A 13332-nucleotide genomic window follows, 5' to 3' on the forward strand; every position below is an offset into this window, starting at 1 on the left:
GCCTGGGAGGTGAATAAAGGCGTGTTGAGCAGCCGCCATAGATTTTGCCATTTCTCACGCCAACTGGACATGGTTCCGCCTCCTTGAGTCTTGTTTCCGTGTGGTCGGTGCGGTGAAGCCTCGCGCCACCCCAACTCGATTTTACCCCATCCCCGCCACTGAGAAACCCGCTTTCTTTTTCCGCCTGCCATCCCCTTGTGACTGGAGACTAATCGGCATCCTTAAATCAACTCCGATAGACATCCCGACCATGCCTCACGCCGACAATCCGAACCACCCCAGCCGCCGACTTCTTAAAGCGGACAGCATACCCTTCATTTGCCATTCGTTTCTGCCTGGATGTCTTGTTTTAACTCCTCCCAAGACACCTCCTCCTCCTGCTCACGAGCATGAGCCACCAACACATCATAGAAATCTTCCCACAACTCACCCCACTCAGCCAAATCAATTAATACCTCCTGTTTTTCTCCGGCTTCATTCACCACAAATTGAATTCCTTTCATGACTATTTTTCCTCATAAATTAACCCGGTCAGCGAAATCAATCAATTGCCTAATATCCATGGTGATTTTCTGGGTCACAATAGATATTTTATTTGGGTTTCACACCATTACCGAGATAGTCCCCCCTCCCAGACAACTCCATCCCATTGGCAAAGGTAACGAGTTCTCGAATCCGCTTTCGGCGCAATCAGCTAGTTGCGCGGCTGACCCGTCAAACCAATGGGAATCTTCAGTTAATACATCCAGAATTACATTACTATCTACGAGGAAATCCGTCATTCCTCACCCCGCGTTAAATTCAGAATCTCATCAGTGGTCATATCCCCTGTGGCTTTTCCCCGCAGATTTGCGATTAACGTTGCTCCTTTGGCTGAGGTATTTTGATACCGCCAAGCTAAAAAGTCTAAGAAGATTTTAGCTTCTTCCAGGGCGGGTTGGGGGAGGTTACGCAGAATCGCTAAGATTTCAGTTTCGGTGGTTACCATGATGCAACAGCTTCAGGATAGTATCTCCATTTTACCCCATCCCCATAACTGAGAAACCGGGTTTCTTTGTTAAATTTTTGTTAAAAAACAGAGACTTGGCGAGAAATCCGGTTTCTTTTCCCAGACTTTTTACCCTTTCCCCTCCCAAAATAGTATAATCAAAGAAATACCCAAGTTGAGGTAAATGATGAGTCCCCTCCTAGAAAAAGTCTTAGCAGAAGTCACCCAACTCGATCGCCAAGAGCAGTTGCAACTCGTCTCCTACTTAATTACCCAGTGGCAACAACAGCCAAACCTATTTGTAGAGCCAAAAATCAGCCGTAAAAATTTATTTGGTTGTATGCAGAGCAAAATCAAGATTGCCGAAGACTTTGACGCCCCCCTTAATGATTTTTTTGAATATATATAATGAAATAACTATTAAATATACATATTTAATTTTGCTGATATAAGGCAACCAAAATCTTAGCCAAACCGCAAGGCAAGCGATAGAGTATGAAAGCAACACTTTGCACCTAAGTATTGTTAGCCTCTGGGAAATAACCATTAAAACCAGCCTCGGTAAACTCGAACTGGCAATCCCACTAGAACAAATTGTCATCAATTTTATCCTTCCCAGCGGTATTCAAATTCTCCCCATTCGGCTTTCGCACTTATTGATATTACAAACGTTACCCTTCCATCATCGAGATCCGTTCGACCGATTATTGATTTCCCAAGCCAAATCTGAAGGTTTAACCTTGGTATCAGGAGATGGTATGTTTGAGCAATATGAAGTAAAAATACTTTCTTAGTTCATCTCACACCACCCTCCACCGAGACTCACAAACCTCCCAGAGACCTCCCAGAAACCGGGTTTCTTTAGAAAATATTTGTAAAAGAACAGAGACTTGGCTAGAAACCCGGTTTCTTTTCCCCCACCCCAAACGCAGATTTTTATCACTTTATCATTCCCCAGCAGCCGCTAAAACCTCTCTATATAAATTTGAGCCAATCCGAAAATTAGCCTCCCAGATTAAACGATCCATAATCGGTCTAATCTGAGTAATCAAACCCCGACGCTTTGCTACTAGCAAAATTCCTAATAATCCGGTAATCGACAACCCCAAATTGATTGCTTCCCTTCGTCCTAACCGTTCATTAATCAATAATTCTTCTGCTTTCACTTCCAATGCCAACCCACTTAACGGAGAAGTATCACTCACAACAATCATAGCCATCCCTTAGCCGTTAAATGCTGGATATCCTCCTGCAATTCCTCCACATCGTAATGAATATTAATGCCCTTCTCTGAGAGAATCTGTTGGAATCTAACCTGCGAGATATTCAGTAACTCGGCTGCCTTACCCAAGCTGATTTTTTCCTGCTGAAACAGCAATAATACCAACTCGATAATTAACTCTTGTTCAGAAAGTCCACTAGCCTTAACAATGTCTGCGGAAATCACTAGACTCATAATCTTGATTTTACATCTTCGGTGGTTAGCATGGTGCATTTCAGGATATTACCCCCATTTTACCCCATCCCCGCCACTGAGAAACCGGGTTTCTTTGTTAAATTTTTCCTTACCATCTTGAAACAGGGTTTCTTGCATCCCTCACTTCTCCCCCCCTAACGGAGAAACCTGGTTGCGCTCATTCTCTCATTTTACCCCTAAATTATCTCAAAAACCCAGTTTCTTGCCCTTTAACCCTCGTGATAATTCTCAAAAAAATCCATGAAACTTTCAGCTATTTGAATCTGTACCCTCACCTCAGATGCACCAATGCCAACATCTAAATCATAATCACTACGGTTTCGCAAATCCTGGGCATCAATCAAATATCTGTGAAATTCTCGAAACCTTTGATTATCCTTGGCAAATTCCCGACCAAAAGCACTGATGACAGCAGAATGGCTCGAAAAACTTAAATCCTTACGGAGCAAAAATGCACAAGCCACATAAAACATCGCATAATAGGCACGAGACATTGACAGTTCAGCCAGGTTATTTTCTAACAATAAACTTGCCCCCACTAAACTCCGCCGCGCCTTCTCCCACAATAACCGCTGTTCATCCTTGATAAATCAATTCCCTCTTGATGAACATTCAGTAAAAAAGGACTTTTTTCATGATTAAACCGAAAATCCGAAATAAAAGCACGGGAAATAACCGTATCATACCTTAAAGATAATTCCTGAATAAACTCACTCGTCCTCTCAATTTCTTGAGCATAATCAAAACCCTGCCTCAGAACAATCAATATATCAATATCAGAATCAGGTTTGGCTTCCCCTCTCGCCTGAGAACCATATAAGACAATTTGACTCACGCGATCGCCATAATGTACCCCAAACCAACTTTTAATTAACTCGATAATTTCCGATAAATTTTGATGTTTCATTACACAATATTCATCCCTAGCCCAAAAGGTTGATCGAGAACAATGATTAACCGCTCTCCCAAAGCTGATCAATGGTAGCTTAACCGCATCATCCGCCAAGTATCTAGGTAAGGAGTTCTCGAATCCGCGAGAGATAAGACTGCGATCGCTTTTCATCCATAGCCACACACCGGGTAGGGGATACCATCCCGATTTTACCTCATTCCGGCGACTGAGAAACCGGGTTTCTTTGTTAAATTTTTGTGAATAAACAGAGATACTGCTAGAAACCCGGTTTCTTTTCCCCCACCCCAAACGCAGATTGTTATCACTTTATCATTCCCTAGCAGCCGCTAAAACCTCTCTATATAAATTTGTCCCAATCCGAAAATTAGCCTCCCAGATTAAACTATCCATAATCGGTTTAATCTAAGTAATCAAGGGTGTTCTGGGTTCAAGATGATAAGTAAAATTGATAGCAGATTACACCCGTTGCGGTAGGGGCGAAAAATTTTTCGCCTCTACAATTTTGTATTCCCTGCAACCAATCCCACCCTATAGAAGACCCGTGGCTTTTCCCCGCAGACTCGCCCTGAAATTTGCTCCTTTTCCTCAATTCTCCATTATCGATTCATTTAAAGCCTCTTGAATCACCTGCTCACTTACCCCGCGCCGCTTCAATCCATCAATAAAACTTAAAACAGGTGGCTGGCGACTTTCCAGATAGTATAAAATAGCCTCATAAGGTGATGGTAACTCAATGGGATGATGTTGTTCTTCATAGACTTCAATCAGGGCTGTCAGAACCTCAAGCCTATCCCCATCATCCGTATTTATAGGCGCATCAAATAACCGTTCAACCTCTGCTAAAGCTTCACGATAATCCGCCTCAGTTTTAATGGGTTTTAATTTCATGGGTTTCACCTCTTTAAATCGTGGTTGCATCAATATTATCATAGTCCTTATGAGTACCAATAAAGCGAATAAAGACAATCCCCAAATCATAACGAACATGAACAATTATCCGGTAATTGTTTCCTTTTATATTAAAAACCACCCGATTATTAGGAAGAATACTGGCATTACCATAAATCGCTTTAATATCTGCTGGGCTTGTCCAGTTCATGCTACGGACATCTTGAAACCAAGCCTTTAATGGTTGTTCAGCATCGGCGTGCAACTGCCAAAACTCTCGTAATGTACTGCGAGCAATAATCCTCACAACAACGTTTTCCCTCAATCATTAATCATCAATTGCAACGCAATAGCTCAGGATAGCACCCCCATTTTACACCATCCCCGCGACTGAGAAACCCAATTTTTTTCTTAAATATTTGTGAAGAAACACCAGATGCTGCTAGAAACCCGGTTTCTTTTCCCGCCTGCCATCCCCTTGTGACTGGAGACTAATCGGCATCCTTAAATCAACTCCGATAGACATCCCGACGATGCCTCACGCGCACAATCCGAACCACCCCAGCCGCCGACTTCTTAAACCGGACAGCATACCCTTCATTTGCCATTCGCTTCTGCCTGGATGTCTTGTTTTAACTCCTCCCAAGACACCTCCTCCTCCTGCTCACGAGCATGAGCCACCAACACATCATGGAAATCTTCCCATAACTCACCCCACTCAGCCAAATCAATTAATACCGCCTGTTTTTCTCCCGCTTCATTTACCACAAATTCAATTCCTTTCATGACTATTTTTCCTCATAAATTAACCGGGTCGGCGAAATCAATCAATTGCCTAATATTCATGGTGATTTCCTGGGTAACAATAGAGATTTTATTTGGGTTTCACACCATGACGGAGATAGTCCCCCCTCCCAGACAACTCCATCCCATTGGCACAGGTAAGGAGTTCTTGAATCAGGGAGAGATAAGACTGCACTCTATGTTCATCCATCGCCACACACGGGGTAGGGGATACCATCCCGATTTTACCTCATCCCTGCGACTGAGAAACCGGGTTTCTTTGTTGAATTTTTGTGAAGAAACACCAGATGCTGCTAGAAGCCGGGTTTCTTTTCCCCCACCCAGAGTAATCGGGAGAGTCGCCCACCCTACTCGATTTCATCCTCAGAAACAGCTTGCAAAACATTGTCATACAGAGATTCATTAACCCAGTATTGGGCTTCTGTCATCATTGCATCCAATAGAGGTTTCACCTTGGGGATAATCTGGTTTTGTTTGGCTAACATCAAAATCCCTAACGTGCCAATCACATTCAATTTTAAAGATTGAGCCACTTTTCTAGCTCTTTTTTCATCCAATACAACCCTGGTTGTTTGTTCGCTCAGTGCTAAAGCAATCACCTCCCTTTCCCCAGCATCTAATTCTAAAGGGATGGATTCTGGCATCTCCTGCACCGACTTAACTTTAAGCCAAGCCGCTTCAATTCCATTAACAATGGTTTCCGAGTTAGGAAATCCTGATTCAACGGTTTCCGAGTAAACCGCTTGGGGAATGACTATCTCGGCAAACAGGTATTTTAATATATCTAAGCGATTAATACTTGCAAAATTAATCAAAGGCGTAGCATTGCAAATGACTTTAACCATCCCACAATCCTGATTTAATCGCTTCGATATCCTCTGCTAAATCATCTTGGTCGTATTGCCGAACAACATGATTTTCTCCCAACAGTTTTTGAAACTCCCACACGGAATAATTCAACAACCGACGGGCTTGACTAAAGGTAAACACCTTATTTTCGTAAAGTTGCATGGCAATTTGTTCTAAAACTGCCGTCTCACCTTGCTCAATTAATTCTATGGGAATTTGTATGTTAATTGCTTGCATCTACCATCACCTCATCATTTCAAAAGACATTCATTCCCCAGCAGCCGCTTGGCAAAGGTAAGGAGTTCTTGAATCCGCGAGAGATAAGACTGCACTCATGGTTCATCCATCGCTACACAGGGGGTAGAGAATACCATCCCCATTTTACACCACAATCCAGAAACCGGGTTGCTTCCACCGACTCATTTTTAACAAAACTTGTCCCAAAAACTGGATAGTTAACACCCATTTGTAAACGCTACCTCAAGTTTTTTTCTGCTCAAAACCTCGAATTTTGTCATATAAACTATCCACTGTTTCATCCCCAAAGGTATCATCTTTCATCAACAAATAATCGCCTGCCCCCAGTTGACAAGCCACAACAAATCTAGCAAATTTGACAGGTTCCATGTGGGCGGATAGGATTTTTAGCGCCTCTTCGATAACTTGTTGTTCTGTTGGTAAATTAACCTTCATAATCAACCTCCGTGATAAAATAGGTGGGATTCATAACTGGTAAATCTAGGGGTTGGCAGCGATTAATCAGACGTTTATCGCAGGTGAGAAAATAATCACTCCAAGACGCTTCCGCGCTGGCAATGTGTAAAGCATCTAAAGACTTAACACCCATCTCTTCCAGTGCTTTTGCTCGAAGGCGAATCTCAGGTGTCAGTTTCTGATAGGTCTTGGACAAACTAAGCCAGAGATTGACAGCATTGGCACGCTCAAGACGAGAGTTGCGACTATTTTCATAGTCTAAAACACTGGAACTGACCAGAGCAATTTTCTGACTTTCAATCAGGTTTAGAATTAGAAGAAACGCCTGGGTTTCTAAAAAAAATTGACCTGTGATTGGTCATCAAAGGGACGATTTAAAACGCTTGTGTCTAGGTAAATACGCATACCAGACATCTATCTCCAGTCAAGGGTTGGTGGGCAAGTTTAGAGTCTCAGTTTATACTGACGACTGAGTGTTCCTACAGACCCTAGTATTTTAGTCCCTGCCCTGAACGTTGAGGCGTTCTTGAATCAGCAAGGGATAAGACTGCGATCGCTTTTCATCCATCGCCACACACGGGGTAGAGAATACTATTCCCATTTTACCCCATCCCCGCCACTGAGAACCCGAATTTCTTTCTTAAATATTTGTGAAGCTACCGAGATGCTGCTAGAAACCCGGTTTCTTTTCCCCCACCGAGAGTAATCGGGAGAGTCGCCCACCCTACTCGATTTCATCCTCAGAAACAGCTTGCAAAACATTGTCATACAGAGATTCATTAACCCAGTATTGGGCTTCTGTCATCATTGCATCCAATAGGGGTTTCACATTGGGGATAATCTGGTTTTGTTTGGCTAACATCAAAATTCCTAACGTGCCAATCACATTCAATTTTAAAGATTGAGCCACTTTTCTGGCTCTTTTTTCATCCAATACAATCCTGGTTGTTTGTTCGCTCAGTGCTAAAGCAATCACATCCCTTTCCCCAGCATCTAATTCTAAAAAAATGGATTCTGGCATCTCCTGCACCGACTTAACTTTAAGCCAAGCCGCTTCAATTTCATTAACGATGGTTGCTGAAACAGCAATAAGACCCAAAGTTTTTTCCTGCTCAAAATCCCGAATTTTATCATATAAACTATCCCCTGTTTCATCCGCAAAGGTATCATATTTATTCAATAAATACTCCCCTATTCCTCCTCATCACTGTTATAGCTAGAACCTTCCTCAGCCGCGCGAGGTTGAGAGCGACGAGAAGGGCGATCGTAGAAGGGAATTGGATCGTCGGGCTTCGAGACCACCCTTAAAGGACGGGGACGCGGCTTGGCGTTGCGGTCTGGAGACTGCCCTCGGCGACGCTTAGAGGTGCGTTCTTCGCTGGTGTCTTCAGAAATGACCTCGTAGAGAATTGCCTGCTTCCCAGGGTCATTCCCTCGCCGCAAGACTCGCCCCAGTCGTTGGATATATTCCCGATTGGACCCACTCCCCGATAGGAGAATCGCCACCCGCGCCTCGGGAACATCCACCCCTTCATTGAGAACATGGGACGCCACCAGGGTGCGATAGTCCCCATTGCGGAAACGAGATAGCACGTCGTGACGTTCTTTAACGGGGGTTTGGTGGGTGATGGCGGGAATTAGCAGGTTTTGGGAAATCCGGTAAACTGTGGCGTTGTCGTTGGTGAAAATCAGGATGGGTTCGGGGTAATGTCGCTCCAGGAGATCCTCTAAAACTCTCAGTTTGGCATCAGTTCCTAGGGCGATCGCCTTGGCTTCATGGTGGGCCTTCATGGCCCGTCGTCCTTCTGTGGACCCCGCACTGGCCTTAATGAAAGTTTGCCATCCCTGGAGACTACTGAGACTAATCCGAGACCGTTCCAAAAACTCATTACGACAGTTGATAAGATGCTGATAGCGATCGCGCTCCTCCGGGGACAATTGCACCTTAATCTGTTCTACCCGATGTTCCGCCAGGGCCTGTCCGGCTAAATCCTCGGGGCTGCGGCGATAGACTTGGTCGCCAATCAGATGTCTCAAATCCTCATGTCGGCCATCACTGCGTTCAGGAGTCGCCGTTAACCCCAGACGATAGGGGGCGATCGCATATTCCGCAATCACCCGAAAAAAGTCACTGGGGAGATGGTGACATTCATCAAAAATCAGAGTTCCGTAGAGATGGCCCAACCCTTCCGCGTGAATCGCCGCACTATTATAGGTCGCCACTAAAATCGCACTGCGATCGCGAGAACCGCCCCCCAACAAGCCAATCTCAGCCTTGGGAAAGGCATTCTTGAGATTCGCATACCATTGGTGCATCAAATCCAACGTCGGCACCACAATCAGCGTACTGCGAGGGGTTTCCTGTAAACAGAGTTGAGCCAAATAAGTTTTTCCCGCCGCCGTCGGTAACACCACCACCCCACAGCGTCCCGCCTGTTTCCAAGCCGCCAACGCCTCCTCTTGGTGAGGATAGGGTTTCAGGGATAACCGACAGTCCAACTCCAGGGGAATAAAGCCCCGGGCCTGATCTTCAAACTGCACCCCTTCCGCCCAGAGACTTTCCACCAGCGGGCGATAATCCATCCCCCGAATGCGAAACTTCTCAACCCGATCATCCCAGGTGGCAAACTGAATCCAGCCCTTGGCCCGAGGGGGCGGATGCAGTAGCAGGGTTCCGCGATCAAATGTCAATATCGGGAGTCGAGGCATAACCACTCAAGCTGAAACAACAGGGATGGGAGGGATCTTGGTAGGCTAGTTGAGGAGATTTATCCTTAGCCTGTTTCCTCACTCTATCGTCCCTTGCTATGTCCCCTAGACAAGTTATCCTCCTGATCCTCTCAGCTTTAACCACCGTGGTGGTGGCCTTAGCCCTCGTCAGCAGTTGGCAACAGCCCCAAATTCAAAGTCGCCTCGACTTAGCCCAAACCAATTTATCCCTACAAGCGGCAGAATGGGAACCCCCGCCAGAATGGGAGATGAATGGCTTACCTGGGGGACTAATTGGAGACGATGTCTATGAGACGGCGATCGCACAGTATCGAGATGCCCTAAACTCCGTTCGACGCACCTTAGACGACAACCAGCAACAACGGCGTCTCCTCTCAGACTCCCCCGTCAACGGCTTACCCGAAGTGAATCAACTCGACGGAGCAATTCAGCAAGCCCAAGACCTGAAATTCACCCTAGAACTGCGTTTGGGGATTTTACTCGCCGAGAACGATCGCCCCGAAGAAGCCATCAGCCTCTGGCGCAACCTCCTAGAAGAGTTAGACTCCGCTGAGCCTGACTTCACAACCCTCCCCCAAACCCGCACAGCCGCCATTCTCATTGACCTCTGGAACCAATCCCCTCCAGACAGCGACTATGCCGAAGCCCTCCTCAACAACACCCTCTCAGGATGGTTCCGCGATCGCGCCCTCTCCCAACTCTATGACGTCCAACAAGACGATGAGGCCCTCGCTGCCCTGCAAGCCCGGGAACAAGAAACCGCTCAAAAAACCCTCATCCGACTAGTCATTTTGACCCTAATCTCTGGCGTCACCTTACTGTTAGGAACCCTTCTACTGTTGTTCTTATTAGGTCAGTGGTTCTTCAAAGGAGAAGCGGCAATCCTAGCCAAGAATCAAGGCAACACCTGGGAGTTAGATTGGGACTGGGACATCATCGCTCAAGTTATTGTTGTCGGCTTTTTTCTGGTGTTCTTCATTGGACAAGCCTTAAGTGCCGGAATCATCCTGCCCCTGTTCTATAACCTGGCCAACCTAGACGCCGACTTAACCTCAACCCGTTGGCAAGCTATTTCCATTTTCCTGAGTTACCTCCTCGCCGCCGCCGCCGCCCTAGGCGTGCTGTACGGCTCTTTAAAACCGTATTTTCCCCTAAAAGAAGACTGGTTTCGTTTCCGGCTATTCCCCGGACTCGGCTGGGGAGTTGGCGGTTACATTGCAGCGGTTCCCCTCGTCTTAGGCATTTCCCTCATCAATCAAGAAATTTGGGATGGCAAAGGAGGCAGCAATCCCATCTTAGAAATTGCCCTAGAAGGCCAAGACTGGGTCGCCATCACCTGCTTTTTCCTAACCGCCTCAGTTCTCGCCCCCATCTTTGAAGAAATAATCTTCCGAGGCTTCCTCCTGCCCTCCTTAACCCGTTATGTCCCCATCTGGGGAGCCATTCTGCTGAGTTCCCTAATTTTTGCCGTCGCCCACCTCAGCGCCTCCGAAGTTCTGCCCCTAGCCACCCTGGGGATTGTCTTAGGCATCACCTACACGCGATCGCGCAGTCTCCTAGCCGCCATGCTCATGCACGGCCTCTGGAACAGCGGCACCCTCATCAGTCTCATCATCCTAGGCGGCGGCGCCACCTAACCCCTCTTGCCTATTGCCCAAGCGGTGCGTTCGGGCAAGTTGTGAACCCATCGCCCCAGTCCAACCCGAATCGATGCCCGAACACACCCTACCCCCTCTCGTGCCTATTGCCTGTTCCCCTTCTTCCCCCCCTGTTCCTTGTGTCCAACAAAGGTGATAGGCTTGAGGATGGCATATTTGAACTCGAAGTAATAGCCACCCTTCCAAATTGATAGACGATTTACATTAAATAGAGACAAGCATGGTCAGCACGGCAGAAAAAACCAATACGGGCTACATTACCCAGATCATCGGTCCCGTCATCGATGCCAAATTCCCCACGGGTAAGATGCCCAGCATCTATAACGCCCTCAAAGTTACCGCTAAAAACCAGGCGGGAGAAGACGTCTCCATCACCTGCGAAGTCCAACAACTCCTCGGTGATAACCAAGTTCGCGCCGTCTCCATGAGTTCCACCGACGGGTTGGTTCGTGGCATGGAAGTCATGGACACCGGTGCAGCCATCAGGGTTCCCGTCGGCAAAGCCACCCTCGGACGCATCTTTAACGTTCTGGGTGAACCTGTTGACGAACAGGGTGACGTAGGAAGTGGCGATACCTCCCCCATCCACCGCAATGCTCCCGAACTGACGGAATTGGAAACCAAACCGTCCATTCAGGAAACCGGAATTAAAGTGGTTGACCTGCTGGCTCCCTACCGTCGTGGCGGTAAAGTGGGCTTGTTTGGCGGTGCAGGTGTCGGTAAAACCGTCATCATCATGGAACTCATTAACAACATCGCCAAAGCTCACGGGGGTGTGTCCGTGTTCGGGGGTGTGGGTGAACGCACCCGTGAAGGGAATGACCTCTACAACGAGATGGTCGATTCTGGCGTGATTGACCGGGAAAACTTTGAGAACTCTAAAGTTGCCCTGGTGTACGGTCAAATGAACGAACCCCCCGGTGCCCGGATGCGGGTGGGCCTGTCGGCGTTGACGATGGCGGAATACTTCCGTGATGTCTCTAAATTAGACGTGCTGCTGTTTATCGATAATATCTTCCGCTTCGTGCAAGCCGGTTCTGAGGTGTCCGCACTCCTCGGACGGATGCCCTCTGCGGTGGGATATCAGCCCACTCTGGGGACGGAAATGGGTGAACTGCAAGAACGGATTACCTCCACTAAAGAAGGGTCCATTACCTCGATTCAAGCGGTCTACGTCCCGGCGGATGACTTGACTGACCCCGCTCCTGCCACCACCTTTGCTCACTTGGATGCCACCACGGTACTCTCTCGTGCTTTAGCCTCCAAAGGGATTTATCCGGCGGTTGACCCCCTCGACTCCACCTCGACGATGTTACAACCCGAGATTGTGGGTCAGGAGCATTATGATACGGCTCGTGCGGTTCAATCGACTCTGCAACGCTACAAAGAACTGCAAGACATCATCGCCATTCTCGGTTTAGATGAGTTGTCCGAAGATGACCGTCAGACCGTGGCTCGCGCTCGTAAAATCGAACGTTTCTTGTCTCAACCCTTCTTTGTGGCAGAAATCTTCACCGGTGCGCCTGGGAAATATGTCAAACTCGAAGACACCATTAAAGGATTCCAAATGATCCTCAACGGTGAACTCGATGACCTCCCTGAGCAAGCCTTCTACTTGGTGGGTGATATTGACGAAGCCAAAGCTAAGGCTGACAAAATGAAGGCTGAATCCTAGGATTTGCCGACCTGAGACTGTTTTGGGGTAGTTCTTGCGGGCTACCCCCCAATTCACTGTCAGAAACGATTAAAGGATTATGAGTTTACAAGTTCGCGTCATTGCCCCAGACAAGACGGTCTGGGAATCTGAGGCCGATGAGGTGATTCTGCCGAGTACCACAGGACAATTAGGTATTCTAGGGGGTCACGCACCTCTACTGAGCGCCCTGGATACCGGTGTGATGCGGGTTCGCCCGGGGAAAGAATGGGTTCCCATTGCCTTAATGGGTGGCTTTGCTGAGGTGGATAATGATTTAGTTACCATCTTAGTCAATGGAGCCGAGCGCGGTGCGGATATCGACTTAGAGAAAGCTCGCAGCGCCTATGAGGAGGCTCAAGAACGGTCTGCTAAGGTGGCTGATGGCTCCAAACAGGAAAAAATTCAAGCCAAACAAGCTCTAAAACGGGCCCGGGCGCGGTTTCAAGCCGCTGGCGGTTCAGTTTAAGCCAGGGGAGTTCATTCCCTTAGAGCCAATGAGGGGCGATCGCGCGATCGCCCCCTTTTTCTTGGAGCAAAAAGACATATATATTAGGACATCCTTAATCCACCCAAACTTCCCCAAACAAGAGTCTTGAACTGAAAAACGTTTATTTA

19 protein-coding genes and 1 pseudogene are annotated in these 13332 nt (G+C 47.2%); 5 read left to right on the forward strand and 15 right to left on the reverse strand.

Going from position 1 to position 13332, the window contains the following annotated elements:
* Positions 1–314: 314 nt before the first annotated feature.
* On the reverse strand, positions 315–503 hold the full coding sequence (locus NEA10_RS15510) for a hypothetical protein (RefSeq protein WP_252662190.1): 189 nt from the start codon (positions 501–503) through the stop codon (positions 315–317).
* 275 nt (positions 504–778) lie between these two features.
* On the reverse strand, positions 779–988 hold the full coding sequence (locus NEA10_RS15515) for a hypothetical protein (RefSeq protein ID WP_006622874.1): 210 nt from the start codon (positions 986–988) through the stop codon (positions 779–781).
* A 184-nt stretch (positions 989–1172) separates the two neighbouring features.
* Here NEA10_RS15515 and NEA10_RS15520 point away from each other — a divergent pair, with 184 nt between their 5' ends.
* Positions 1173–1397, forward strand: a complete 225-nt coding sequence (locus NEA10_RS15520) for a DUF2281 domain-containing protein (protein ID WP_252662192.1) — start codon at positions 1173–1175, stop codon at positions 1395–1397.
* 61 nt (positions 1398–1458) lie between these two features.
* Positions 1459–1782: pseudogene (locus tag NEA10_RS15525) on the forward strand (type II toxin-antitoxin system VapC family toxin); the annotation flags it as partial.
* Positions 1783–1935: 153 nt separating this feature from the next.
* On the opposite strand, the gene NEA10_RS15530 reads toward NEA10_RS15525, so the two are convergent.
* The 13 genes from NEA10_RS15530 to NEA10_RS15590 all read right to left on the reverse strand — a co-directional run bounded on the left by NEA10_RS15530 (position 1936) and on the right by NEA10_RS15590 (position 9342).
* On the reverse strand, positions 1936–2208 hold the full coding sequence (locus NEA10_RS15530; RefSeq protein WP_252662196.1) for a PIN domain-containing protein: 273 nt from the start codon (positions 2206–2208) through the stop codon (positions 1936–1938).
* On the reverse strand, positions 2199–2444 hold the full coding sequence (locus NEA10_RS15535) for a UPF0175 family protein (protein WP_039933777.1): 246 nt from the start codon (positions 2442–2444) through the stop codon (positions 2199–2201). Before NEA10_RS15535 ends, NEA10_RS15530 begins: the two co-directional genes overlap by 10 nt.
* A 230-nt stretch (positions 2445–2674) precedes the next feature.
* Positions 2675–3004 carry a HEPN domain-containing protein gene (locus NEA10_RS15540; RefSeq protein ID WP_252662198.1) on the reverse strand — a complete coding sequence of 110 codons (330 nt, stop codon included), beginning with the start codon at positions 3002–3004 and terminating at the stop codon, positions 2675–2677.
* Positions 3004–3372 carry a nucleotidyltransferase domain-containing protein gene (locus NEA10_RS15545; RefSeq protein ID WP_008056116.1) on the reverse strand — a complete coding sequence of 123 codons (369 nt, stop codon included), beginning with the start codon at positions 3370–3372 and terminating at the stop codon, positions 3004–3006. The genes NEA10_RS15540 and NEA10_RS15545 overlap by 1 nt, the downstream gene beginning before the upstream one ends.
* Before the next feature lie 591 nt (positions 3373–3963).
* A complete protein-coding gene (locus NEA10_RS15550) occupies positions 3964–4266 on the reverse strand; it encodes a helix-turn-helix domain-containing protein (RefSeq protein ID WP_193520692.1) in 303 nt (100 codons plus the stop codon).
* A 13-nt stretch (positions 4267–4279) separates the two neighbouring features.
* The gene (locus NEA10_RS15555) at positions 4280–4573 is read right to left on the reverse strand and encodes a type II toxin-antitoxin system HigB family toxin (RefSeq protein WP_006622881.1); all 294 of its coding nucleotides are present in this window, start codon (positions 4571–4573) and stop codon (positions 4280–4282) included.
* A 290-nt stretch (positions 4574–4863) separates the two neighbouring features.
* Positions 4864–5052, reverse strand: a complete 189-nt coding sequence (locus tag NEA10_RS15560) for a hypothetical protein (protein WP_252662200.1) — start codon at positions 5050–5052, stop codon at positions 4864–4866.
* A gap of 365 nt (positions 5053–5417) precedes the next feature.
* On the reverse strand, positions 5418–5915 hold the full coding sequence (locus NEA10_RS15565) for a PIN domain-containing protein (protein WP_252662202.1): 498 nt from the start codon (positions 5913–5915) through the stop codon (positions 5418–5420).
* The gene (locus NEA10_RS15570) at positions 5908–6156 is read right to left on the reverse strand and encodes a UPF0175 family protein (RefSeq protein ID WP_193520689.1); all 249 of its coding nucleotides are present in this window, start codon (positions 6154–6156) and stop codon (positions 5908–5910) included. The genes NEA10_RS15565 and NEA10_RS15570 overlap by 8 nt, the downstream gene beginning before the upstream one ends.
* A gap of 243 nt (positions 6157–6399) precedes the next feature.
* Positions 6400–6612: a hypothetical protein gene (locus tag NEA10_RS15575; RefSeq protein ID WP_252662204.1), complete on the reverse strand. Its 213-nt coding sequence runs from the start codon at positions 6610–6612 to the stop codon at positions 6400–6402.
* Positions 6602–6829 (reverse strand): PIN domain-containing protein, encoded by a 228-nt coding sequence (locus tag NEA10_RS15580; RefSeq protein ID WP_252662206.1) that lies wholly within the window; start codon positions 6827–6829, stop codon positions 6602–6604. Before NEA10_RS15580 ends, NEA10_RS15575 begins: the two co-directional genes overlap by 11 nt.
* Before the next feature lie 528 nt (positions 6830–7357).
* Positions 7358–7813, reverse strand: coding sequence for a PIN domain-containing protein (locus tag NEA10_RS15585; RefSeq protein WP_252662208.1), 456 nt, complete (start codon positions 7811–7813; stop codon positions 7358–7360).
* An 11-nt stretch (positions 7814–7824) separates the two neighbouring features.
* On the reverse strand, positions 7825–9342 hold the full coding sequence (locus NEA10_RS15590; RefSeq protein ID WP_252662210.1) for a DEAD/DEAH box helicase family protein: 1518 nt from the start codon (positions 9340–9342) through the stop codon (positions 7825–7827).
* A gap of 98 nt (positions 9343–9440) precedes the next feature.
* Here NEA10_RS15590 and NEA10_RS15595 point away from each other — a divergent pair, with 98 nt between their 5' ends.
* The 3 genes from NEA10_RS15595 to atpC all read left to right on the forward strand — a co-directional run bounded on the left by NEA10_RS15595 (position 9441) and on the right by atpC (position 13183).
* The gene (locus NEA10_RS15595; protein WP_252662212.1) at positions 9441–11000 is read left to right on the forward strand and encodes a CPBP family intramembrane glutamic endopeptidase; all 1560 of its coding nucleotides are present in this window, start codon (positions 9441–9443) and stop codon (positions 10998–11000) included.
* Between the two features lie 241 nt (positions 11001–11241).
* Positions 11242–12696 carry a F0F1 ATP synthase subunit beta gene (gene atpD, locus NEA10_RS15600; RefSeq protein ID WP_252662214.1) on the forward strand — a complete coding sequence of 485 codons (1455 nt, stop codon included), beginning with the start codon at positions 11242–11244 and terminating at the stop codon, positions 12694–12696.
* A 79-nt stretch (positions 12697–12775) separates the two neighbouring features.
* The gene (gene atpC, locus NEA10_RS15605; protein ID WP_252662216.1) at positions 12776–13183 is read left to right on the forward strand and encodes an ATP synthase F1 subunit epsilon; all 408 of its coding nucleotides are present in this window, start codon (positions 12776–12778) and stop codon (positions 13181–13183) included.
* Positions 13184–13332: the final 149 nt, after the last annotated feature.

This window comes from Phormidium yuhuli AB48 (assembly GCF_023983615.1).
Lineage (GTDB): Bacteria > Cyanobacteriota > Cyanobacteriia > Cyanobacteriales > Geitlerinemataceae > Sodalinema > Sodalinema yuhuli.